This window comes from Gulosibacter sp. (assembly GCF_052090685.1).
Classification (GTDB): Bacteria; Actinomycetota; Actinomycetes; order Actinomycetales; family Microbacteriaceae; genus Gulosibacter.
On record NZ_JBQDBE010000011.1, the window covers coordinates 31,725 to 53,622 of the forward strand.

Consider the following 21,898-nt stretch of genomic DNA (forward strand, 5'->3'; position numbering starts at 1 on the left):
GGCTGCGGTAGTCAGTTTTCGGGAAGCAGTCCGTTCACGGCGTGATCGCCCAGCACCCGCGCTTTGAAAATCGCTGGATTATGCGAGGACACGGTGCGCGCATTCCGCCAATGCCGATCCAGCGCAAGCTCGGCGTTCAATACTGAGGCACCCGTACCTTCAAACAGCAGCCACGTGGCTTCACCGGCAAGCCTTGTGTTCGTTACCTGCGCGGCAGCCGAGTCCAACACTGCCCGTTCAAGGGCCGCGTCCGCGGGAGATCGCGAATCGATCTTGTCGAGGCTCGCTGCAACCTGATTGACCGCGGCAGCGCTCGCAAAAGCGCGTGACACCACTTCGCCGACCTCCGCCAGCACCTGTGGGTCCCGTCGTGGTTCGGCGTCTGCTGCCAGTGGCGAGGATCGTCGGCGCGATCGAACCGCATCCGCCGCATCATCTGCCGCACGCTTGATGATGCCTGCTTGAGTGGCCGAATGCACAAACTGATAGAAGGCACCGAGATAGGCCTTCGCGATGTCGTCGTGACGAATAATCAGTTCTTCTCGAACCGGGACTTCATCGAAAATTGCCGTGCCGCTCGCCGTGAGCCTTTGCCCGAATCCGTTCCAGTCCTCTTCTATCCGTACGGCGGAATCGTGTCGTGAGACCACGACCTCGGCTGCGCCATCGGCGTCCGGTACCAGCACATTGATCCAGTCCGCATAGAGGCTGCCGGTCGAGTAGTACTTTTTCCCGGTGAGTTTGAGTCCGGCACCATCCCGATGAAGTCGGACCCCGCGGGTGAGGTCACGGCCTTCTTGCCCGGTTGTTGGCGGTGGTGTCGACGCCGCTGGGCCGAAGAACTCTCCTCGTCCAGCTGCCTCCAGATGGGCGATCGCCCCCGGCTCATCCTGCCGCAGCCGCAATAGCTCGATGAACCCCAAATGACCCCGAAGGATCTGCACAAGATTCGATTCAGCGGCGGCCAATTCCACCAAGACGTCCGCGAGTTCAACGACTGTCGCACCCACGCCGCCAAACTCCCGCGGTACTCGAAGCCTCCCCACACCCGCAGCCAACGCATCACGCACAAGGCCGCCGAGATCTTGTCGTTCCCGCTCGTTCGTCACCGCTTGTCGAGTAGCGTGTTGCGCGATTCGGGTGAGCTGTGCTCGAACGGTGTCAAGGTCTTGTGTGAGTGGTTTCTTTACGATCGTTTCGGTCATGATCGCACCGACGCCTCTCTCAACTGCGCGTACTCGAGCCGCGGTAGCGACTCAAGCAACCGTTGGGTATACGGTTCAGCTGGGTTATTAAAGATGTCATCAGCGATTCCTTGCTCCACGGCTACCCCGTGCTGCATCACGAGCACTCGATCGCTCACGTGGTGCACGACTCCCAAATCGTGCGAGATGAAGAGATAACTCACACCGAGTTGCACCTGCAGGTCGGCGAGGAGGTCGAGAATTTGCGCCTGTACAGACACATCCAAAGCCGAAACCGCTTCGTCCAACACGATGACTTCCGGGTTGGTGGAAATCGCGCGGGCTATCGCGACACGTTGTCGCTGCCCGCCCGACATCTGCAACGGCCAGGCATCGAGGTGGTGCTCTTTGAGCCCAACGGCATGGAGAAGCTCGATCGCTCGCTTCCGCCAGTCACCGGATGAATCGGGGGTGGCGAGTTCGATAGCATCGCGAAGAATGCGCTCAACTCGCCAGCGCGGGTCGAAAGAGCTCAGCGGATCTTGGTACACCACTGCTATTCGTTTCCGGATCTGTCGCTGTGCGGCGGTCGAAGCGGCGGTCCACGGTTCCCCGAGGAATCGCACTTCTCCCGTATCCGCGTCTTCAAGCGCCAAGGCAATCCGAGCAAGTGTGCTCTTGCCGGACCCGGACTCCCCCACAATTCCGAGTGTTTCACCGCGGTTCAGAATAAACGACACGTCATGCACGGCAGTTCGCCAGCGACCGTCGGGACCGCGGAACTGCTTACTCACCCCCACTGCTTCCAGCAGCGGAACACTCGCCTGATGTTGGGACGCGTCCCGTTCTCCGAACAGCGTTGTTGCAGTCGCGTCAGCCCCCGGCGACAGTCGTGTGCCCTTGGTGTGCTCGCTCGGAACCGCATTGATGAGCTGTCGGGTATAGGGATGCTGAGGGTTCGCGAGCACTTCCTCTTTGCGTCCAGATTCGACAATCCTCCCGCCCTGCATCACGAGAATTTCATCAGCAAGTTTCGCGACCACCGCGAGATCGTGACTGATCAGGATCACGCTCGTACCCGCTTCGAGCATTTGTCGAAGCACCTCGAGGACTTGTGCCTGCACGGTAACGTCAAGTGCGGTGGTGGGCTCATCGGCAATCACAATCTCGGGTTTGAGCGCAATTGCAGAGGCGATGAGGGCGCGTTGCCGAAGCCCACCCGAAAGCTCGCTCGGGCGCTGCTTGGCCCGCACTTCCGGTTCCGGGACCCCGACCTCGTCGAGGGTAGCTATCGTGAGATCCCAACGTTCGGCGGCGGTGCCGCGCCGGTGGAGCCGAATTCCTTCCGCAATTTCCTTGCCAACGCGCCGCAACGGATCAAGCGATACCAGCGCATCCTGCAAAATAAACCCGATCTTGGCGCCGCGCACGCGCCGCCACCAAGACTCACCACGATTGAGCAGCGTCTCGCCATCGAGCTCGAGCGCGTCCGCGTTGACGGTGGCATTGGCCCCGGCCAAGCCGACGAGTGATCTTGCGGTCACGCTCTTGCCCGATCCGGATTCTCCGACCAGCGCGACACAGCGTCCGCGTTGCAGCGCCAGATTGACATCCTTGACGACGTGGATGTGTTCCCCACGCTCGGTTGTAAATGAGACGTTAAGATTTTCGGCCCGGAGCACTGTGTCCTGTGTCGCGTCGGGGATAATCGGTTCTGCGGTTGCTTTGATACTCATTGTCCTATTCCTTTTCCTTCCGCACGGTCTTGGAAATACCGACCAATTCGTGTGAATGCGAGTGCTACGAGCACGATCGCCACTCCAGGAAAAATCTCCAGCCAGGAAGCAACCATGATGTTGGCTTTCCCCGCTTCCAAGAGAGCGCCCCATTCCGAAGACGGCGGAGCAACGCCGAGCCCGAGGAATGAGAGCCCCGAGGCCCAGACCACCGATTGCCCGACACCGAGTGCGACCAAGGCGACCAGCGGTCGGAAGGCGTTCGGCACTATGTGCTGCCGAAAAATAACCCGCCACGGATGCCCCAGTGCGCGCGCCGCTTCGACGTAGCCGGAGTTCCGCACCTTGAGTGCTTGTGCACGAACCAATCTCGCGTATCCGGGGGCGGTTCCGATCCCGACGGAGATCATGAGGCTCATTGCCGATGGACCCAATACCGCGACGAACAGCAGTGCGAGAAGCAGCGTCGGGAAGGCGAGTAAGACCTCGAGCAAGCGGTTCACCGGGCCGGATAGCCAGGAGGGCGCCAACGCACCGGTGAACCCGAGCATGATTGCCCCCGACATCGCAATTGCCATCGAACCGATACCGATGGTGAGCGATTCTCGCGTACCCCAGACAATGCGGCTATAGAGGTCCCTCCCCGCTTCATCAGTACCGAGCCAGTGATCGGTTGACGGCGGTTGGAGCACCGTGGCCATATTGGTATCGAGTGGATTGTGGGTCGCGAGAAGGCTCGGTGCGATCGCAGCCAGCACAAACAACCCGGCGATAATGCTCGACACCGTGACACTCGCCGGTACCGAATGACGACGATGCTGTGGCTTCTTAGGCGGCGTCTCAGGTGGCGTCTTGATGGCGCTCGCTGACTTGTCAATGACGGTCATTTCGACTCTCGCATTCTTGGATCGACCGCGATTGCCACGAGGTCGACGATGAGGTTGATCAGGACATAGAGGAAACTCACGAGGATGACGATGCCTGAGACCAGCGCAAAGTCCTTATTGGTCACGGCGTCGACGAGTACTGCGCCGAGGCCCGGGCGAGCAAACACGATCTCGACGATTACTGCGCCCGAGAGCAGCGTCCCCATTGCCCAGCCAGAAAGCGTGATGCCAGGGATGAGCGCGTGACGCAAGACGTGCTGGCTTCGAACTCCGAATTCACTCATCCCGCGCGTGCGCGCGGACAGTACGAATGGCTCGCGCATGGCCCGGTCGAATTCACTGCGCGTTGCTTGCCCGATGAATCCCGCGAGCGGGATCGCGAGCGTAACGGCGGGCAAGATCGTGCCAGCGATGCTTGCACCACCGATGACCGGGAACCATCCAAGTGTGATCGCGAATACGATGAGCAATAGGATTCCGAGCCAGTACTGCGGCAGTCCCGCGGCAATTGTCTCAAGCGTCGAGCCGACGCTTCCGAATCGGCGGCCACGCCCCGCCGTGAATAGGGTCCATGGAATTGCGATGAGCCATGCGAGCACAAGTGCCGAAATCGCCAGGACGAATGTTGGCCCGAGCTGCTCCCCTATGATCGCCGCGACGGGTCGCTGTAATTCGAAGGACATTCCGAGATCGCCTCGAAACAGCCCGAGAAGCAAATTGAAGTACTGCGCGAGGAGTGGTTGATCAAAACCGTATTCGGCGTTTATCGGCGCGAGCTCTTCAGGTGTGCGTGGAATCGTCTGCCCGGATCGAATATTGAGCAGTATCGTCGCTCGATCGCCAGGCAACACGGACAGCACGAAGAACGTGATGGTCACCGTTCCCCACAGCACGAACAGCGCGGAACCTAGCCGATACAGGATGGTCCGGAACACGGAGTGACCGGGTTTTCGGCCGATTCTTGTTGAGGTTTCGGCCTCGAGGCTCGGCGCTGAATCACTGCCGTCTTCCTTGGCTCCCGAAACTGAGGTTGCTGGAATAAAGGACATCTCAATCACCGTCCACGAAGTATGCGTCGTTGAAGTTCAGCAGCCCGTTGCCTTGGTCTTGCCAGATCCCTTCGAGGTCGTTCGAGAAGGCCACGTTGTAGGTGAAGGCATAGACGCCAACGGCAATTGCTTGCTCGTCAAACCACGCTTGTAGCTCTTCGAATTTCTCTTGCCGGAGCGCTGGATCAGGCTCTCGTTGCGCAGCCAGAATCTGCGCCTCGATTTCATCGTCGCTGAAGAACGAGGTGTTGTTCCCGTTCCAGGCCCCGTTGAGACTGTCATTGAAGGTGATGTCGAGGATGCTCGGCGAGGGCCAGACCCAGTAGCCGAAGCTGATCTCTTTCTCATCCACTCCCGAGTACGCGCCAGCAAAGGCGGCGGTTTGTGTGAGCGGGATGAGTTCGACTTCGATGCCGACGGCCTTCACTTGATCTTGGATGACTTGCAAGACGACCGATCCTTCGGTGGTCACGATGCCCTGGTTGTAGGGCAAGCGTGCTTTGAGTCGTTCGCCATCCTTGATGCGGTAGCCGTCGCCGTCGCGATCGGTCCATCCTGCCTCGTCCAGCAGCTGATTGGCCTGATCTATATCGAAGTCGTAACTGTCATTGACGTTCAGGTACAGGGCCGTCGACTGGCTGAGCGACCCGTTGCCCTCATAAGGCACCGAACCTCGATAAACCGTCTCGACGATGCTTTCGCGATCAATCGCGTGCACGAATGCCTGCCGAACCCGCTGGTCAGTGAAGGGACCTTGCGCGACGTTGAAGGTCAGCCCCTGTGGACGGCCCGTCGCGACATAGGACATGGTCTGGAATTGCTCTTGCGCAGCCTGCCACTGTGAGGAATGCGGCTGATACGCGATATCGACCTCGCCGCTTTGCAGTGCGCCCCAGCGGGTAGTTGCGTCAGGAACAAACTTCCATTCCAATCGCTCGACGTAAGCTGGTCCGTTGTGCTCGGCATTGCCAGGTGCCCACTCGTAGTCGTCATTGCGGACGAAGGAAATGCCTTCGCCGCGATGCCACTCTTCAACAATCCAGGGCCCCGTACCGATTGGTTGCAGGCATTGCTGTTCCGCAGAGTTGTTCGCGAGTGATGACGGAGACTGGAATCCATAGTGCCCATTCGCGAGGATGCTGTAAATCTCTGGGTTCGGTTCCGAAAGGTGGAGCTCGACGGTGAAGTCATCCACCTTCGTGAACTCCGTCATATACGTGAAATTGTGCCAACCGATCGTTGCTGCCCAGGCGGGATAGTTCGCGACCACCGCATCCGCATCGAATCGGTCACCATCGGTGAACGTGACGTTCTCCCGGAGCGTGAAGGTAATGGTTTTTCGGTCTGCCGATTCTTCCCAGCTCGTGGCAAGCCAGGGAACGATCTCGCCGCCATCGCCATAGCTCACGAGGTAGTCGAATACCTGTCGCGAGGTATACGCCTGCTGCACCCATCCGCCCCAGAGGCACGGGGGCTCTTGTTCGTGCGCGTAGGTAATCGTGCTGTTGTCCTCGCGCTCGCTCGCACTCACGAGGTTTGGCGCGCATCCCGTCAGCGTCGCAACGACGAGCAAAGCGAGCGCTCCAGAAGTGAGCCCGAGCGCATTTCGCCGCGCACGCGCTTTCGAGCGGTCATGGTTGTCTCGGGTGATGCTCACAGTGCTAACACCGACGCTTCTGCGGCTTGTCGGCTCCATGCACCTTTGAGCCCGTGGGCATAGTGGGTTTCTGGCAGCCGCGCGCCGGCGCCGAAGAGCTTCTCGCGAAGGGTCCCCTCCGCATATTCCGTTTGTGCAAGACCACGGCGCTGAAGTACCGGAACCACCTCATCGACCCATTCATCCCACCAGCCGAGCGAGGTGATGGGCACGACGTTGAAGCCGTCCACGCCCGCCGCGAGCCACTGCTCGATATAGTCAGCGATCTGCTCGGGTGTGCCCGCGAATCGCCCCGTCTGGAGCGCGTGATCGGCGAGGTATTCGCGCCAGGTCAGGTCGCGACCCTCGCCAAAGTCGGCTTCTGCGATCGATTTGAATATCGACCGAACGTGTTGATTTACCTGCACCTGGTTGGCCAGTACCGAGACGGGAGTGTCCGGGTCGATGGAAGTGAAGTCAATCCCGGAGTTTCCGCTGTAGAAGCCGACGAGACCGCCGTAATCGATGTTGTCGCGCAAGTACTGCTGTTTCCGTTTCGCTTCCTCTTCCGTTGAGCCAATCACTGTGGATAGCTGCACGAGGGTTTTTAGCGCACCCGCGGGCCTTCCTGCTTGGACCGTTTGCTCCCGAATTTTCGCGACATCGACGGCGGCAGCCTGCGGTGTGAGCGAAGGCAGGAAAGTCACTTCAGCATTGCGCGTCGAGAACGCCCGCCCGGCTTCAGAGTTGCCTGCCTGGAACAGCACCGGTGTGCGCTGCGGCGAAGGCTCAACAATATGCGGTCCCTCGACTTTGTAGCGTGTGCCCTCGTGATTGATTCGGTGAATGCGTTCGGGATCAAAGTACACGCCGCTTTCCGGGTCACGAATAACTGCGCCATCTTCCCAAGAGTGCTCCCACAGCTTGTAGGTGACATCGAGATACTCTTGCGCCCAGGAGTATCGCTCGTCGTGCGCAACGATGTCGTCATATCCGAAATTCCGGAATCCGTTGCTGAGATAGCTCGTCACAATATTCCATGCGACTCGGCCGTCGGAATAGTGGTCGAGTGTCGAAAGCTTGCGAGCGAATTCGAATGGATGCTCTTGAATGATATTGCTGGTAATTGCGATCCCGAGGTGTTCGGTCACGAGCGCAAGCGCCGAAACAATCGAGGCTGGATCGTTTCCAGGAAACTGCGAACCCGCGCGAATCGTATTTCCACCGTCGCCGATATCGAGGTCATAGACGCCGACCACATCCGCGATGAAGAGCGAATCGAACCTTCCGCGTTCGAGCGTTTTCACCACGTCAACATAGGGGCGAAGATCCTTGTACCCGTACTGCACTTGTCCTTCGGGTGTTCTCCAATAGCCGTGACTGTGATGGTTCGGAGTCAGATGAAGGAAGGCGTTGTAAATGGGTGCCCGCGACATAGTTGCCTTTCGTATTGCTCAAACTTGTTCGAAGTGAACGCAACACTATGGATTGGGCAGGATCGTGCGCACTCAACTTGTTCATTGAGTGACACACGGCGTTTATCTTCGTCACGTGCAGTACGTGGCCGTCAACTGACGTAAAACATCGTCACGGATGGTGTTGCATTCTGCGCTGCTGCGGTAATGGAGCCTCAACGTCGGAGGCTCGCGCTACCGTGATCAGGCCGCTTGCATGGTGAGCACAGCACTGTTTCATTCGATAAACGTTTCGAAGAATAATCCTTGACTAGTCGAATTATTGTTCGTTATACTTTCAGATAAGAAGTCGAACACAAGTTCGGACGCTGAGTTCTCCAACGCGAGGGGGTGACACCAGATGGCCACCAACGATGACCGCACCAATTCCGGTGAAGACAAGCCCCGCGCCAACCGCGGCAGGCAGTCGAGTACCGACTCGCTCCGCAACAGCGAACTGAAGTCCGCACTGTCGGAGTTTGGCGCCGCCTACACCGCTCGCGGCGCGGGCGAAGCTGGCATGCTGCGCGCTTTGAGCGCCGCGTACGACATTGCGCGGGACCGCGCCCAGGCCACCATCGCCGCACCCGGATTTATCCGGGGGAACGATGACCAGGTCTTCTCCTGGCACTTCACTTCAGTGCTTGGCGAGTTCGCCTTTGCGTCTCACGACTCCGACCGGTCGCTCCGCAACCGTGCGCATGACGCGAACCTGCTGGTGACCCACTTCGTCGCGTGGGTGGACGCGCTTGAGGCGGGGTTTGTGGACATGCGCCACGTCCTGGCGATGCTCAAGCACAGTCGCGTACTCGACGAGACCCACTACGCCGACTATGGCTCGACTGTCCTGGAATACGCCCAGTCCCACACGCCAGGCCAGACTGCCGGGTTTGCCGAACGCACCGCGAGCACCATCGCGGCCGAAGCCTTCGAAGCCGCCCACGAGCGCGCCCGCGCGCAGCGCTACGTGAGCATCAACCACGACGGACACGGCATGGCGATACTGAACGCGTATTTGCCGAGTGAGGTCGCCGCCCCGATTGGGCAGTTGCTCGATAAGCGTGCTCGCGAACACCGCGAACTCGACACCGCCGCAGCCGAAGACCACAAAGCTGCGGTCCGTGCCGCCAGCACCACTGGCGCGGCAGCGCCAGCGGAGTTTGTGCCGGACACGCGTACGATCGCACAAATCCGTGCTGACATCTTTGCCGAGACGCTGCTGTGCGCGACCCCCGGTGCATCGAATGTGAAAGCAAACGTGAGCATTGTCGTACCCGCGCTGACCCTGCTTTCGGGGCGTGTGGACGGCACCAGTCCGGCACTCTTGGACGGCATGCTGCCGATGAGTTTCTCCGAGGCTCGTCAGTTCGCGGGCGAAGCCACCTCGTTCGAGCGCGTGCTCACCGACCCGATCACCGGGCACGCCACCTGTGTGGACACGTACTTGCCGAACCGTGCGCTTCGCCGGTTCCTGCAGGTCCGTGACCGCACCTGCCGGTTCCCGGGCTGTGTCCGCCCCGCAGCGGTGTCCGACCTCGACCACACCACCCCGTTCAGCGAGGGTGGCGAGACGAGCACCCGCAATCTGGGTCATTTGTGCAAGGGCCACCACGTGCAGAAGCACGAAAAGCCCTGGACCGTCACCAATCTCGGTGGCGGCGTCTTGCAGTGGCAGTCCCCGCTTGGCCAGGTCGTGGTCAGCGAACCCGAACCATTGGGTCCGCAGTTCCGCCCCAAAGACGAGGGCACCGCTGTCGGTTCACCCGACACGGACCTGCCCGGGCCTGGCGCATCCGCCGTCGCGCAACCTCTCGCCAGCGCGCCCGGCGTAGGCCCCAGCGCGGACACCACAGGTCGTCCCTCCGGTCTTCCCGTTGGAGATGTGGCCGACGTCGCTGAAGGTACCGAACACTACGTTGGGGACGAGTCAGAATTTGGCGTGGAACAAAATTCTGCCATTGTGTCCACTGACAGCGAATGGCCGGATGAACACGACTTGCCGCCGCATTCCGATGTCCCACCGCCGTTTTGATGCAAGGCACGAGTGTGTCCTGCGCCGCCAAACACACGCATGACGGCGCACGCATGACGGTGTACGTGCCATTACCCGGCGTCACACCTCAATTACAAGAGCTCAATCACCTAACGACCGCCGACCGAGCCACCACCGAATCCGCCACCCGCGGAGCCGCCACCGGAATACGAGGACGAAGAGTCACCACCGCTGCTGCTCGAGGTCGTTGTGGTGGCGGACAAGTAGCTCGAAGTCTGCAATTCGCGGAGCGTTTGCGAAATACCGGAGTCGGTCCAGGTCGATGACTGATCGGTCTGCTGATACCAGTGTGCGAGGAGCGAAGCCCACGACGTGGAGTAGCCAAACAGTTCCGCATACGGGAGCAGCTTTTCGTAAACATCGAGCACTCGATAGCCATCAATATCATCGCGATCGGCCGTGTCCGCACCCTGCAGCGCCTCAAGTCGATCGATCTCCGCGAGCGCAATGTATTGCTCGACACCGCGGAGTTCGGCGTAGAGTTCCTTGCCTTTGGCGGTCAAACCAATGGCTTTCACGTTGACGATATGAACAACGAGCCACACAACGGCAGCAAAACCAATCACAATCGCCGCGAAGACCCAGCCAAACAGGTCGTCGGCAACGCCATTCCAAAGGAACGCAACGGCAACAGCAGCGAGCACGATCACAAGCAATGCGACAGCAACGAACCACTTGCGAATTCCGGCGGCAGTCGAATGACCAAGGTAGCCATCCACGGAGGCATCGGTGATCGCCTTGTCGACAAATTTTGACCAGCGATCACCGATCGCGGTGCTGCCGTCGCCAAGCAACCGCCGATCGCCCTCACTGCTGATCTTGAGCACCGAACGAAGAAACTTACGGGATTCTTCGGGCAGATTCGACACCGACCCAATTACGCGCACCGATGTGTACTCCCGATCCGGTTTCCTCGATGACTCTCCTTCCGCAATCCACAAAACACCGCGAACCGCCGCGAATAGCACGCTCGCGGCCAGCATCTTCTGTCGAGCAGGATTTCTTCCACCCGCCAGGAGAATTCCGGCCAAGATAGGCGGAACCTCAGTTTCGTATCGGGTAATTAGCGGACCCTCGAGTTCCGGTTTGCGCTTACGCACCGAAAACCAAACCCCAAGTGCCGTTAATACGCTCCCGAGCAGCACGCCCGCAAAGGAGAGCACTTGTGGCGTGCTCAGCACATCGATTGCCATCGGTTTCTGCAGTACATTCCCGTCAAACGACACGCGCAGCGTGGCGGCCTCTTTACCGAGGTCGAGATCGGCAACGCTGAGCACCGCGACGCCATCGCCCGAAGACACTTCCACGGGGCATTCTTGTTCATCGCCGATCGAGTCAATGAAGCACACGATGTCCTGACCGTCGAGGCCCTCGTATTCACGGTGGCTGGGTACCTCAGTGACATGCTGCATCCACTCTTCGGGAATGCGCACCGAGGCCGAAAAGGACTCAATGTCTTGCGCGCGATACGGCGGTACGAGGTTCGGGGCGTATTCCATCGTGTCGCTGTATTCGCGATAGCGCATCGTGTTGATGAGCGCGTATTTGATCACGTAGGTCGTTTCACCGTGCACGAAATTATCGTCACCAATTGAGAGCATGACATCTTGAGACCCACGCTCCTGCGACCGCTCAAAAGGGATGGGATTACCCTCCCCATCCGTCACCGAAACATCGTCGAGCCGCATTGTCTGATGACCCATCGACACCGGAATCTCCCGGACGAGTCCGCGGTTCTGGTCGTGTTCGGGGAACTTGGCGACGACGGTCTCGGTGAACTCAGAGCGCACAAGATCACCGCCGAAGGCGCCGCGCTCGATACTGACGTCCACCGCGGTATCCCAACTCGAGAAGCTGAAATTGTTGACGTTTGCGTGCACCTTCTCACCGCCGAACGGCAGTGTGATCAACACCATTAGTGCGAATGCAAGCAAGCTGCCGACTACCAAAAGGGGTCGGGGACGAGTTCCGTGGGCACGCATACCTTCAAGCTTTGCAGAGCGTGATCACTCCCGCGATACTTCTCGCGATGGAACGACGACAGTCATTCGCGTTCAACAGGATGCGCGTCCAGCCGCTTGCGCCGAAGCATGAGTACGCCGATATATCCGCCGGTAAGGACCACGAACCCTCCCAATAGCCACATCATTGGTGCGGGAACGAGCATCACATCGTTATCCGCCGGCTGCTCCGCCGCCGAGAACAGCGGATTCTGGTCCGGGAATTCGCTCGGGTCGATAGCGATCAGCACCGCCGGGTCGATAAGTCCATAGCCGGATGCTTCGGTACGAGTCGTGGACTCGGGCTCGCACCGGATGTGGTCGGGTGGTGAGCTGGCATGCTCGGTTTCTTGAGTGGTGCCAGGCTCACTGGCCGACTGATTCGGTTGCTGCGCCGCGCAGATTGCGGAGTGCAAGATCTGGTTCCCCGTCGCATCCGGCCAGGCAGAGAGCGCGAGTGCGAAAACGCCACTGGTCCAAGCAGTCGCAGGCGAGGTGCCGTCCGCGAGCTCGTACCCAGAAAAGTCCGTCGTCGGCATCCGCATCCCGACCCCGGGCGCCACGAAATCGAGCCCCGCGCCCGTGACCGAATATGCATCCGGCTCGCCATAACGATCAATATTCTCGATCGAGACGACGCCAGCTAGGCCGGACAAGAGATCGAGGCGCGTCGCGTTCGCGTTTTGCACTGCGACATTGACAATGAGCCCCGCGTCGAGTGCGAGCGCGACCGCCGACTCGGCTTCCTCCGGGAGGTTGTAGCTAATGGAGAAATTGAGCACATCGGCACCTTGGTCGATCGCATCACGCACGAACTCGTCGAGCGGTGCGGCGCACTCGTCGATCGTGACGTCAAGCACGGCGTAGTGCAGCACAGTGGTTTCCGGCGCGACTCCGCGGATGCCACGCTCATCACCGAGGCCGGAACCGTTGCCTACGATAAAAGAGGTCATCGCGGTGGCGTGCTGCGCTCGCTCCGACACTTCTACACCGGTGAACCCAGGGCACAGTAGCTCGGTACGCGGGCGGATATCAGCACCTTCGAGGTCAGGGAAGTCCAAATTGATTGGCGAATCAATGACCGCGACGGTGACACCATCACCGGTCGTGCCCGCCTCGTGGATCGATTCGATGCCGAAGTCGTCGAAATACCAAAGGCCATCATCAGCGGTGGCCTTCGCCGTGGCATCGGGCAGACCCAATCCTCCGAGGCCAATCACGATCGTCGCGGCAATCACGGTAGTGAACGCCCGGTAGGCTCGACGAAGCGAGACACTGCGCCGCTCGCGTTTCTTCATTCGTCAACCCCTAATTGCTGAGAGTATCCCCTTGATCTTCAGGGTTGATCTCTAACATCGCTTCATTCGGGACTTTCCCGGCCCCCTTTTGGAGATGATCGCTTGACCCACGGCCCACTTGCCGCAGAACACCTTTTTCCTTTTGCTCGGGAGAATAACAACCCCATAGAGATCGGCATCGCGTTCGGTGGTGGCGGTGCGCTCGGTGCCGCACACGTGGGCGTACTACAAGAATTACACAGTCACGGCATCCGTCCCCGCATTGTTGCTGGCACAAGCATCGGAGCAGTCATTGGCGCTGGCTACGCAGCCGGTATGCCGCTTTCGATGCTTCGCCAAGCGGCTGTCTCCGCAAAAATCAGTTCATTCGCGCGCCACATTTTCGGTCGCAAACCGGCGACTTCCGTAAAGCGATTCCCCGACGGTCCGGCGCTACTCAATTCGGATGCGCTTTTGCGCACGATTGAGGAACTCGGCGGCGACCGCAATATTGAGGACCTCCCCCGCAAGTTCGCCGCAACTGCGACCGATGTGCTCGGCCGCGAACAGGTTGTCATGACGGCGGGGTCCGTTGCCGAGGCACTGCGTGCGAGCACCGCGGTGCCCGCAGTGTTCCCGCCAATTCGACGCGGTCGGCAACTGCTCTACGACGGTGGTCTCGTTGAGAACCTGCCCATTCGCGTCGCAAAATCGCTCGGTGCCACGCACGTCATCGCGGTGCGCATCCGCCCTGAACGCTCGTTCCGGGCCATGGGCCAGCTCACCCCGCCGGTCGCTGACCTCGAGACCGACCCGACAACCCTCATGATCGCACCGAAGCTCACCGGCTACTCGCAATGGTCCTCGAAACACCTTGAGGCGATGGTCGAAGCGGGCCGGGAGGCTGCGCGCGATTCAATTGCGCAGATCGTGAAGCGCCGCGTCCCCGAGGTCGTGACTTTCCGCTAAACGTCGCGGTCCGATCCCCGCCGCACTACCCGCCAGCGACGTAATACCCTGTCTGATGACCACCTACCGTCTCAGACCGGGAGCATTGTGACCCGCCGCATCCACCGTTTCGTTGCCCCGTTCGCGCTTGCTGGATTGCTACTGACCGGCTGCGCTGCCGAGTTTGGTGACGCTGCCGCGCCCGCCGAGAGCGGCCTGCCCGAGCTTGCCGAAGAGTTATTGGATGCGCCGGGTCAGCCTGGCCCAGAATCTGCGTCACTCGCGGCGAACGCACTCGAGGTGCTCGATACTATCCCGATGGCGGAGCGCACCGAGTGGGACGGCTATTTTCAGCGCGACGAGTATTTCGGGGAGGGATGGGCCGATCTCGACGGTGACCGCTGCAATACCCGGCAGGAATTGCTCGCAGAACACCTCGAGGACGTGGCCATGAATCGCGACGGCTGCCGCGTTGATTCGGGTGTGCTGCACGACCCCTATACCGGGCAGACGGTGGAGTTTCAGCGTGGTCAGGATACGAGTGATGATGTGCAGATTGACCACGTGGTCGCGCTATACAACGCCTGGCGCACCGGCGCCCAGGACCTCACGCAGGAAGAACGCCTCCAGCTCGCGAACGATCCGCTCAATCTCCAGCCGACGGTCGATTGGGCCAACGACGAGAAGGAATCCAGTGACGCATCCCAGTGGCTGCCACCGGACGAGAGCTATCAGTGCACCTACGTCGCGCGCCAGATCGCGGTGAAGGCCACGTACGAGTTGTGGGTCACGTCCGCTGAAGATGCGGCTATGCGGGAAGTGCTCGAGGACTGCGTTTAGGGTAGGACGCACGCGACCGAAAGGCCTTCCGTGCACCGCCAACTCACTCGACGATCCACGAAGACGCTGATCGCATTGGCAATTGCCGTGCTGCTGAGTCTTGTACTCAACCCGAGCCAAGCGATGGCCGAGGATGATGTTGAGAATTTTGACTTCGCGAGTTGGTCGACGCATTGGCAAGTGGGACTCGAGGAGGTCCCCGGCACCGACAAAGAACAGGCCTACGCGGAGGTCACTGAGGAACTTGTCCCGGTCTTCCCCGAGCATGACCAGAACCGCGGCTTGATCCGAAGCGTTCCGCTCGACATCGGTGAGGGGCGGATGCGGGTGTCCGACATCAAAGTGCACGACGCCAATGGGGAGGAAGTCCCCTCGGATACCGACGTCAGCGGCCGCGAATTCACGGTGGAGATTGGCGATGACGAATACGTCCACGGTGAGCAGACCTATGTGATCACCTACACCCTCCACGGCGTGATCGCCGATCTCGGGAACCCGGATGTTCAGGAGTTCTACGCGAACCTGCTCCCCACCACTCGGTCGCAACCCATCGAAGCGTTCGCAGCACAGGTGACCTTTGCACCGGAACTTGCCGATGCGATCGTGGGTCCCGAATCCTGCTATATCGGTGTGGCTGGGTCGGAAGCGGAGTGCGATCTCCAGGTGGACGGTCCCGAATATTTCTTCTCCGGCGACAACCTCGGTGCCGATGAAACCGTGACCATCAACGTCGGGTTCGAGCCGGACACGGTCCAGGAGCCCACATACGTCGAGCGCGTTGGTATTTGGCCGATCCTGCTCTCTGTGTTTCCGCCACTCGGCGTGATTCTGTGCGTGGTCTTGCTCCTGTTGCAGATTCCTCGCTTGAAGCACGCGAAGGGTGGCGTGGTCGTCGCGCAGTACGCTCCGCGCGAGGACCTGTCGCCGATGATCGCCTCGCAAGTGATGCCCTCCCTCAGCCTGCAGGCGTTCCCCGCGAGCATCCTTTCGGCCGCAGTGAAGGGCGGGATACGGATTGAAGAAACCGCGCCGGATCCGGACCAAGACCAGAAGCAGCTGAAGAAGGATGCGGTGCGCAGCCCCCAACTTCGGCGCACCGAGGGCGAGAATCAGCTCGCGCCAATCGAACGCCGCTTCGTCGATGAAGTGCTGTTTACCGGTACCGAGGACGAAGTCGCAGAGCTTGACGGCAATGCGGAAATTGGTGAGGCCTTCACCGAGTTCAGCAAGGACACGAAAGACGCCGCCGCTGAAGCTGGCTTCATCAATAATTCGCAGGCGGCGAAGAAGGCACAGACTCGTACCATCCTCACCGCCGTTGTCGTCTTTGTTGTGACCGTTGCCGTAATGGTCTTCGCCATCGTTGCGAACGGTGGTTGGCTTATCGGCGTATTGGCGGGGATGCTCGGGCTCACGGCGATCGTTGCGATCGTGAGTGCCTTCCTCCCCACAAAGCTGCGCACCGCCGAGGGGGCCGAGGCTCACGACTATCTCCAGGGATTGCGTCAGTACATGAAGCTATCGGAAACCGACCGCATCCGGGCCCTGCAGGGAGCAGAGACTGCGGAACGCCAGACCGGTGAGCACGGACATGCATCCGAAATGCGCATCATCGAGGTTTATGAGCAGCTCTTGCCCTACGCCGTGCTCTTCGGCCTCGACAAGTCATGGTCGAAAGAACTGCAGGCACACTACGAGTCGGCCGATTACTCGCCGACCTGGCTCTACGGCTACCAACCGATCTATTTCGCCGCAGCAATGAACCAGGTGAAATCCACTTCGCACACCACGATGCCCAACTCTGAGGGCGGTGCGAGTGCATCCGGCTTCGCGGGTGGTGGCATGGCCGGCGGCGGCGTTGGTGGCGGCTCGGTTGGCGGGCGCTAGCACCACGTGAAGCTCATGAAACTCAGTCAACGAAAAGCAACACAGACAGGACACACAAATGGAAAGAATGGTGGACCGCACCGTATCCGCCGCCGCATTCAACGACGAAGCTGACGCGGCTCTGCCGACACACGCCGATGTCGTCGTGGTCGGTGGCGGCATTATTGGCAGCAGCATCGCGTATCACCTCAATCAACTCGGCCGAAAGGACGTCCTCCTCCTCGAAGCAAATGTGCTCGCGAGCGGCACGACCTGGCATGCGGCGGGTCTTGTGAACACCGCTCGAGGCACCGTCGCCCTGAGTGAGCTTTCGAAGTACGGTGCGGAGTTTTATGCCGAGCTTGAGGAACGATCCGGCATCGACGTCTCGTTTCAGCGGTCCGGGTCGATCAGCATCGCCCGCACACCGGGCCGAGTGGATGAGCTCCGCTACACACAGGATGTCGCCGATCATCTCGGAATTCCCACGGAATACCTGAGCCTCGAGCGACTGCAGGAGCTGTGGCCGATCGCATCCACCGACGGGGTACTCGGCGCGCTGCGCATGAACGATGATGCCTACCTGAATCCGGGGTGGGCGAGCATCGCGATTGCGAAACTGGCGCACGAAGCCGGGACGCGCATCCGCGAACACGCGCCGGTCACCGAACTACTCGAGACCGATGGTCGCATCACCGGCGTCGTGACCGAGCGCGGGACGGTGCACGCGAACACTGTGGTGCTCGCCTCCGGTCTGTGGACTCGGGACCTTGCGGCGCAGCTCGGGGTGCCGATCCCGCTCTACGCGGCCGAACACGTGCACGTGCGTTCAAATGAGCTCGACGGAGCGGTTCCGGAGCTGCCGGTGCTGCGCGATCTCGACAACAGCTACTACCTGCGCCACGAGCACGGGCGGCTGCTTGTCGGTGCGTTCGAGCCCGCGGGCATTCCGCGGGGTACCGAGGAGATTCCGCGTGAGGGATTCGCCGAGTTCCCGGAGGACTGGGCGCACTTCAGCTCGATACGGACGAAAGCCGAGGCCGCGGTGCCTGGCCTGGCCGAAGCAGGCTACGACCGGTTCTTGAATGCGCCGGAGAGTTTCACTCCCGACACGAACTTCATCCTCGGTGAGACCGCCGAGATCGACGGGCTCTTTGTCGCGGCCGGGTTCAACTCGCAGGGCATCATCTTCGCTCCCGGTGTCGGGAAGAAGCTCGCGGACTGGATTGTCTCGGGCACCTCAGACTTCGCATCCACCGCCGTGGATGTGCGACGCTTTTCGCCGCACCAAAGCAATCGCCGCTACCTGCACGCGCGCACCGTCGAGTCACTCGGTCGGCTCTATGCGATGCACTGGCCGTTCCTGCAGGTGGACACCGCCCGGAATGTTCGCCGCACTCCCCTGCACCACCGTGTCGCCGAACTCGGTGCCTGCTTCGGCGAAATCAATGGACTCGAGCGAGCATTTTGGTACGGCGAGCCGGGGTCGACGCCCTCCTACGACTACAGCTACGGGAGGACGAGCTGGTTCGAACGCGTCGCGGAAGAGCATCGGGCCACTCGCGAGAATGTCACGCTCTTCGATCTCAGTCCCTTCGCGAAGTTCGAGGTCACCGGACCTGACGCCCTCGCCGTGTGCCAGCGGGTGGCGACCGCGGACGTCGATCTGCCGGTGGACAAGGCGATCTACACGCTGTTTCTCAATGCGAACGGCACGATCGAGAACGACGGCACGATTACCCGACTCGGCGAGGATCGCTTTCTTGTTGTCACGCCCTCGTTCACGCAGCACCAGACCGAATGGATGCTGCGGAAGGCCGCGAAGGGACGCTCGGCAGCGGTGGTGAACGCTTCGGCCGGCCTCGCGACAATCGCGGTCAGTGGGCCCCGGAGTCGCGAGCTGATGCGTCTTGTCTCACCCGGCGACTGGTCGAACGAGGCGCTGCCGTACACGCACGGGCGCCGGATCGAGATCGGCGACGGTTTCGCGTATTGCCTTCGTGTGAGTTTCGTGGGCGAGTTGAGCTACGAGATCTACGCGAGTGCCGACCTTGCCGAAAACGTCTTTGACGCGCTGTGGGATGCGGGGCAGCCGCTGGGGGTCAAGATGGCCGGCTACCACGCGCTCGATTCGCTCCGTTCCGAAAAAGGCTTCCGACACCACGGTCACGATATCGGGCCCGATATCGACCCGTACTCTGCGGGACTCGGTTTCACGCTCGCGATGGAGAAGCCCGGAGGGTTCATCGGGCAGGATGCGGTGTCCAAGCTCGACCGGAAGTCGCCGCGATTGCGTACCGTCTACGTCACCCTCGACGACCCCGAGCCGCTGTTTGTCCATGACGAAACCCTGTACTGCGACGGCGAGCAGGTCGGCCGCCTCACGAGCGGCGCATACGGTCACTCGCTCGGACGCGCTGTCGGCATCGCGCTCGTTGATCCGGCCACGAATTTCGAGGGCAAATTTGAAGTGCGGTGCAAGGGCGAGCGCCACCCTGCGACGGTGTCGCGCCGACCCTTCTACGATCCGAAGGGCGAGCGGCTGAAAAGCTAGCGGGGCAGTACCCGTTCCAGCGTCTCCAGCAGCTGCTCGGCGTTCTGCTCGCTGAAGGGCAGCGGTGGCCGGATCTTGAGTGCTGCCGCTGCCGGGCCGGATGCGCTGATCAGGATGCCCTCCTCGCGCATCCCGTTCACCACGCGTGCCGCGAGCGCCGCATCCGGGTCGCCCTGCGCATCCACAAACTCCATCGCGAGGAAAAGCCCTGCGCCACGAACGTGCAGGACGCGATCGTCCGCGGCGCCGATGCGCTCGAGTCCCTCGAGCAGCATCGCGCCGACCCTGGCCGCATTCTGTCGCAGTTCTTCGCCTTCGATCACGTCGAGCACGGCGTTGGCCGCGGCAATGCTCACCGGGTTGCCACCGAAGGTGTTGAAGTAGCGCACGGCATCGCCGAATTGTTCCTGCGCCTCGGTGGTGCCGACCAGCGCCGCAATCGGAATACCGTTCCCCATCGGTTTTCCGAGCACCGCGAGATCGGGCACGAAGCCGTGCCGCTCGAACCCCCACCAGTTGCCGGTGCGACCGAAGCCCGGCTGCACCTCGTCGGCGATATACAGCCCGCCCGCTTCGTGCACGATGTCGACGAGCGGTGCGAGGAAGCCCGCGGGCTCGACCTGCACGCCGTCGCTCGACAGAATCGAATCGAGAATGATGGCGGCAACGCCCGCGCCGGATTTCTGCAGCCTCGCGATCGCTTCGCGCACATCGGCCGCAAGCTTGGTGGCGATTTGATCGGCGGGGATGCGCGCAGTGTCGATCGAGGGGATCGTCACCACATCCTCACCAAGCGGGTTGTTGGGGCCGAGTGAGGGAGAGATACCCGAAGCCGCGACGGTCGTGCCGTGGTAGGCGTGTTCGGAGATGATGAGGCCGCGGTTGCCGGTCGCATGGCGTGCCGTGCGGATCGCGAGATCAATCGCTTCGCTACCGGTGCACGTGTAGGTGACGCGGTTGAGCTCCTCCGGGAAGGTCGCCAGCAGACGCTCCGAGTACGCAATGACCGGTTCGGTCAGGTAGCGGGTGTGCGTGTTGAGCGTCGACAACTGCTTGGTGACCGCCTCGGTGATCGCCGGGTGGCTGTGCCCGACGACCGGCACATTGTTGTAGGCATCGAGGTAGTCACGTCCATCCACGCCCTTAAGCCAGACTCCCTTGCCGCTCTCAATGGCGACCGGTTCGCGATAGAACAGGCGGTACGAGGGTCCAAGCACGCGGTCGCGACGCTCGAGCAGGCTGGCGGTTTCAGGGTTCAGGGTGACGTCATCATCGGGGTCGAACCCCATGGCCATGTGGACTCGTGAGGGCTTCGTAGACATGTGGCACATTCTTCCGCATCCTGCCACACTGTTCACACCATAACGACACGGTCATCGACGACAAAGGACGCCACTTGCCGAATAGCGCGGTTGCCCCGGAGCTGCTCTCCCTCGAACCATTAGAGGTCGAAGCAACCCTGCGGAAGGTCTACCACCTCGAGGCGAAAGAGCTCCGCTCCATGCCGAGCGAGCTCGCCACGGTGAGCCGTGTCGAAACCAGCGACGGGCGAACGCTCGCCTTCAAGGCCTCACGGTTCACGGATGCGGAACTCGCCATCACCGGTTGGCGAACCGAGGCGATGGAGCACCTGCAGTCGCTCGGCATCCCCGTCGGCCGCACCATCCCATCCGTCAACGGCGAACTGCTGACCGTACTCGAGCATCCGAGCAAACCGGCGATCATTCACCTCGGCGAATGGCTGGCGGGCACGCCCCTCGACTCGACCGTGCCCGCCACCGAGCTCCTCAACAATGTCGGTCGTGTCGCGGCCGACATCTCCCGGGGACTGGCCGAGCATCCGAAACCGCCCGCGCCAATCGCGCACCCGTGGGAGCTCACGCGCAGTCTCGAGTCGCTCGCCGCGAGCATGCCCTCGGCCGCTGACTCGAGCATCCGCACGATGCTGCAAACCGCATCCGATCGATTTGCCCAACGCGTCGCGAGCAAGCTTGCTTCGCTACCCCACCAGGTGGTGCACCACGATCTGCATGACTCGAACCTACTGGTGACCGGCAACGAGATTACCGGGGTGCTCGACTTCGGTGACATGGTCTGGGCACCCCGCGTCGCCGAACTCGTGGTTGCGGGCGCCTACGCGAGCCGCCGCTCCCCCACTCCGGTTGCGGCGCTGCTGGATGTGGTGGCCGGTTGGGGTGCCCTCGTGCCGCTTTCCGAGGACGAGGCCAGCGTGATTTTCGATTCGGCGGCCGCGCGCCTCGCGGTCAACCTCAGCGTGTGGACGGCGCGGATGGCGAGCGACCGCGGCGACTACGCGGCGGCCCGGTCGGCCGGGGTGGTGCCGGTCTTGGATGCGTATCTTTCGGCCGACCGCGAGGCCACGCTTGCGGGCATCCGCGAGCGTTTGCGGTAGT

The 21,898-nt window shown here is 61.2% G+C and carries 15 protein-coding genes; 6 read left to right on the forward strand and 9 right to left on the reverse strand.

Annotation, left to right across the window (positions count from 1 at the left end):
- Positions 1-11 precede the first annotated feature (11 nt).
- The 6 genes from ACTHXA_RS08785 to ACTHXA_RS08810 are packed head-to-tail and all read right to left on the reverse strand — an operon-like array spanning position 12 to position 7,928.
- Complete coding sequence (locus ACTHXA_RS08785; RefSeq protein WP_441671444.1) at positions 12-1,205, reverse strand: monooxygenase; 1,194 nt, start codon at positions 1,203-1,205, stop codon at positions 12-14.
- Positions 1,202-2,920 (reverse strand): dipeptide ABC transporter ATP-binding protein, encoded by a 1,719-nt coding sequence (locus tag ACTHXA_RS08790; RefSeq protein WP_441671446.1) that lies wholly within the window; start codon positions 2,918-2,920, stop codon positions 1,202-1,204. Before ACTHXA_RS08790 ends, ACTHXA_RS08785 begins: the two co-directional genes overlap by 4 nt.
- Positions 2,917-3,807: an ABC transporter permease gene (locus ACTHXA_RS08795; RefSeq protein WP_441671448.1), complete on the reverse strand. Its 891-nt coding sequence runs from the start codon at positions 3,805-3,807 to the stop codon at positions 2,917-2,919. The genes ACTHXA_RS08790 and ACTHXA_RS08795 overlap by 4 nt, the downstream gene beginning before the upstream one ends.
- A complete protein-coding gene (locus ACTHXA_RS08800; protein ID WP_441671450.1) occupies positions 3,804-4,856 on the reverse strand; it encodes an ABC transporter permease in 1,053 nt (350 codons plus the stop codon). Before ACTHXA_RS08800 ends, ACTHXA_RS08795 begins: the two co-directional genes overlap by 4 nt.
- A gap of 1 nt (position 4,857) precedes the next feature.
- Positions 4,858-6,513 (reverse strand): ABC transporter substrate-binding protein, encoded by a 1,656-nt coding sequence (locus ACTHXA_RS08805; protein ID WP_441671452.1) that lies wholly within the window; start codon positions 6,511-6,513, stop codon positions 4,858-4,860.
- Positions 6,510-7,928 (reverse strand): LLM class flavin-dependent oxidoreductase, encoded by a 1,419-nt coding sequence (locus tag ACTHXA_RS08810; protein ID WP_441671454.1) that lies wholly within the window; start codon positions 7,926-7,928, stop codon positions 6,510-6,512. The genes ACTHXA_RS08805 and ACTHXA_RS08810 overlap by 4 nt, the downstream gene beginning before the upstream one ends.
- A gap of 379 nt (positions 7,929-8,307) precedes the next feature.
- Here ACTHXA_RS08810 and ACTHXA_RS08815 point away from each other — a divergent pair, with 379 nt between their 5' ends.
- On the forward strand, positions 8,308-9,978 hold the full coding sequence (locus tag ACTHXA_RS08815) for a DUF222 domain-containing protein (RefSeq protein WP_441671456.1): 1,671 nt from the start codon (positions 8,308-8,310) through the stop codon (positions 9,976-9,978).
- Between the two features lie 110 nt (positions 9,979-10,088).
- On the opposite strand, the gene ACTHXA_RS08820 is transcribed toward ACTHXA_RS08815, so the two are convergent.
- Together ACTHXA_RS08820 and ACTHXA_RS08825 are read right to left on the reverse strand one after the other, a co-directional pair.
- Positions 10,089-11,915, reverse strand: coding sequence for a DUF2207 family protein (locus tag ACTHXA_RS08820; RefSeq protein ID WP_441671458.1), 1,827 nt, complete (start codon positions 11,913-11,915; stop codon positions 10,089-10,091).
- Between the two features lie 128 nt (positions 11,916-12,043).
- Positions 12,044-13,297, reverse strand: a complete 1,254-nt coding sequence (locus ACTHXA_RS08825; protein WP_441671460.1) for a S8 family peptidase — start codon at positions 13,295-13,297, stop codon at positions 12,044-12,046.
- A 102-nt stretch (positions 13,298-13,399) separates the two neighbouring features.
- On the opposite strand from ACTHXA_RS08825, the gene ACTHXA_RS08830 reads away from it, so the two are divergent.
- From ACTHXA_RS08830 to ACTHXA_RS08845, 4 genes are all read left to right on the forward strand, one after another.
- On the forward strand, positions 13,400-14,245 hold the full coding sequence (locus ACTHXA_RS08830; RefSeq protein ID WP_441671462.1) for a patatin-like phospholipase family protein: 846 nt from the start codon (positions 13,400-13,402) through the stop codon (positions 14,243-14,245).
- 87 nt (positions 14,246-14,332) lie between these two features.
- Positions 14,333-15,064: an HNH endonuclease family protein gene (locus tag ACTHXA_RS08835; protein ID WP_441671464.1), complete on the forward strand. Its 732-nt coding sequence runs from the start codon at positions 14,333-14,335 to the stop codon at positions 15,062-15,064.
- A gap of 30 nt (positions 15,065-15,094) precedes the next feature.
- Complete coding sequence (locus tag ACTHXA_RS08840) at positions 15,095-16,951, forward strand: DUF2207 domain-containing protein (protein ID WP_441671466.1); 1,857 nt, start codon at positions 15,095-15,097, stop codon at positions 16,949-16,951.
- Between the two features lie 58 nt (positions 16,952-17,009).
- Positions 17,010-19,484: a GcvT family protein gene (locus ACTHXA_RS08845; RefSeq protein ID WP_441671468.1), complete on the forward strand. Its 2,475-nt coding sequence runs from the start codon at positions 17,010-17,012 to the stop codon at positions 19,482-19,484.
- Here ACTHXA_RS08845 and ACTHXA_RS08850 read toward each other — a convergent pair.
- Positions 19,481-20,806: an aspartate aminotransferase family protein gene (locus tag ACTHXA_RS08850; RefSeq protein ID WP_441671470.1), complete on the reverse strand. Its 1,326-nt coding sequence runs from the start codon at positions 20,804-20,806 to the stop codon at positions 19,481-19,483. The genes ACTHXA_RS08845 and ACTHXA_RS08850 overlap by 4 nt on opposite strands.
- 74 nt (positions 20,807-20,880) lie before the next feature.
- On the opposite strand from ACTHXA_RS08850, the gene ACTHXA_RS08855 reads away from it, so the two are divergent.
- Positions 20,881-21,897, forward strand: a complete 1,017-nt coding sequence (locus ACTHXA_RS08855) for a phosphotransferase (protein WP_441671472.1) — start codon at positions 20,881-20,883, stop codon at positions 21,895-21,897.
- Position 21,898: the final 1 nt, after the last annotated feature.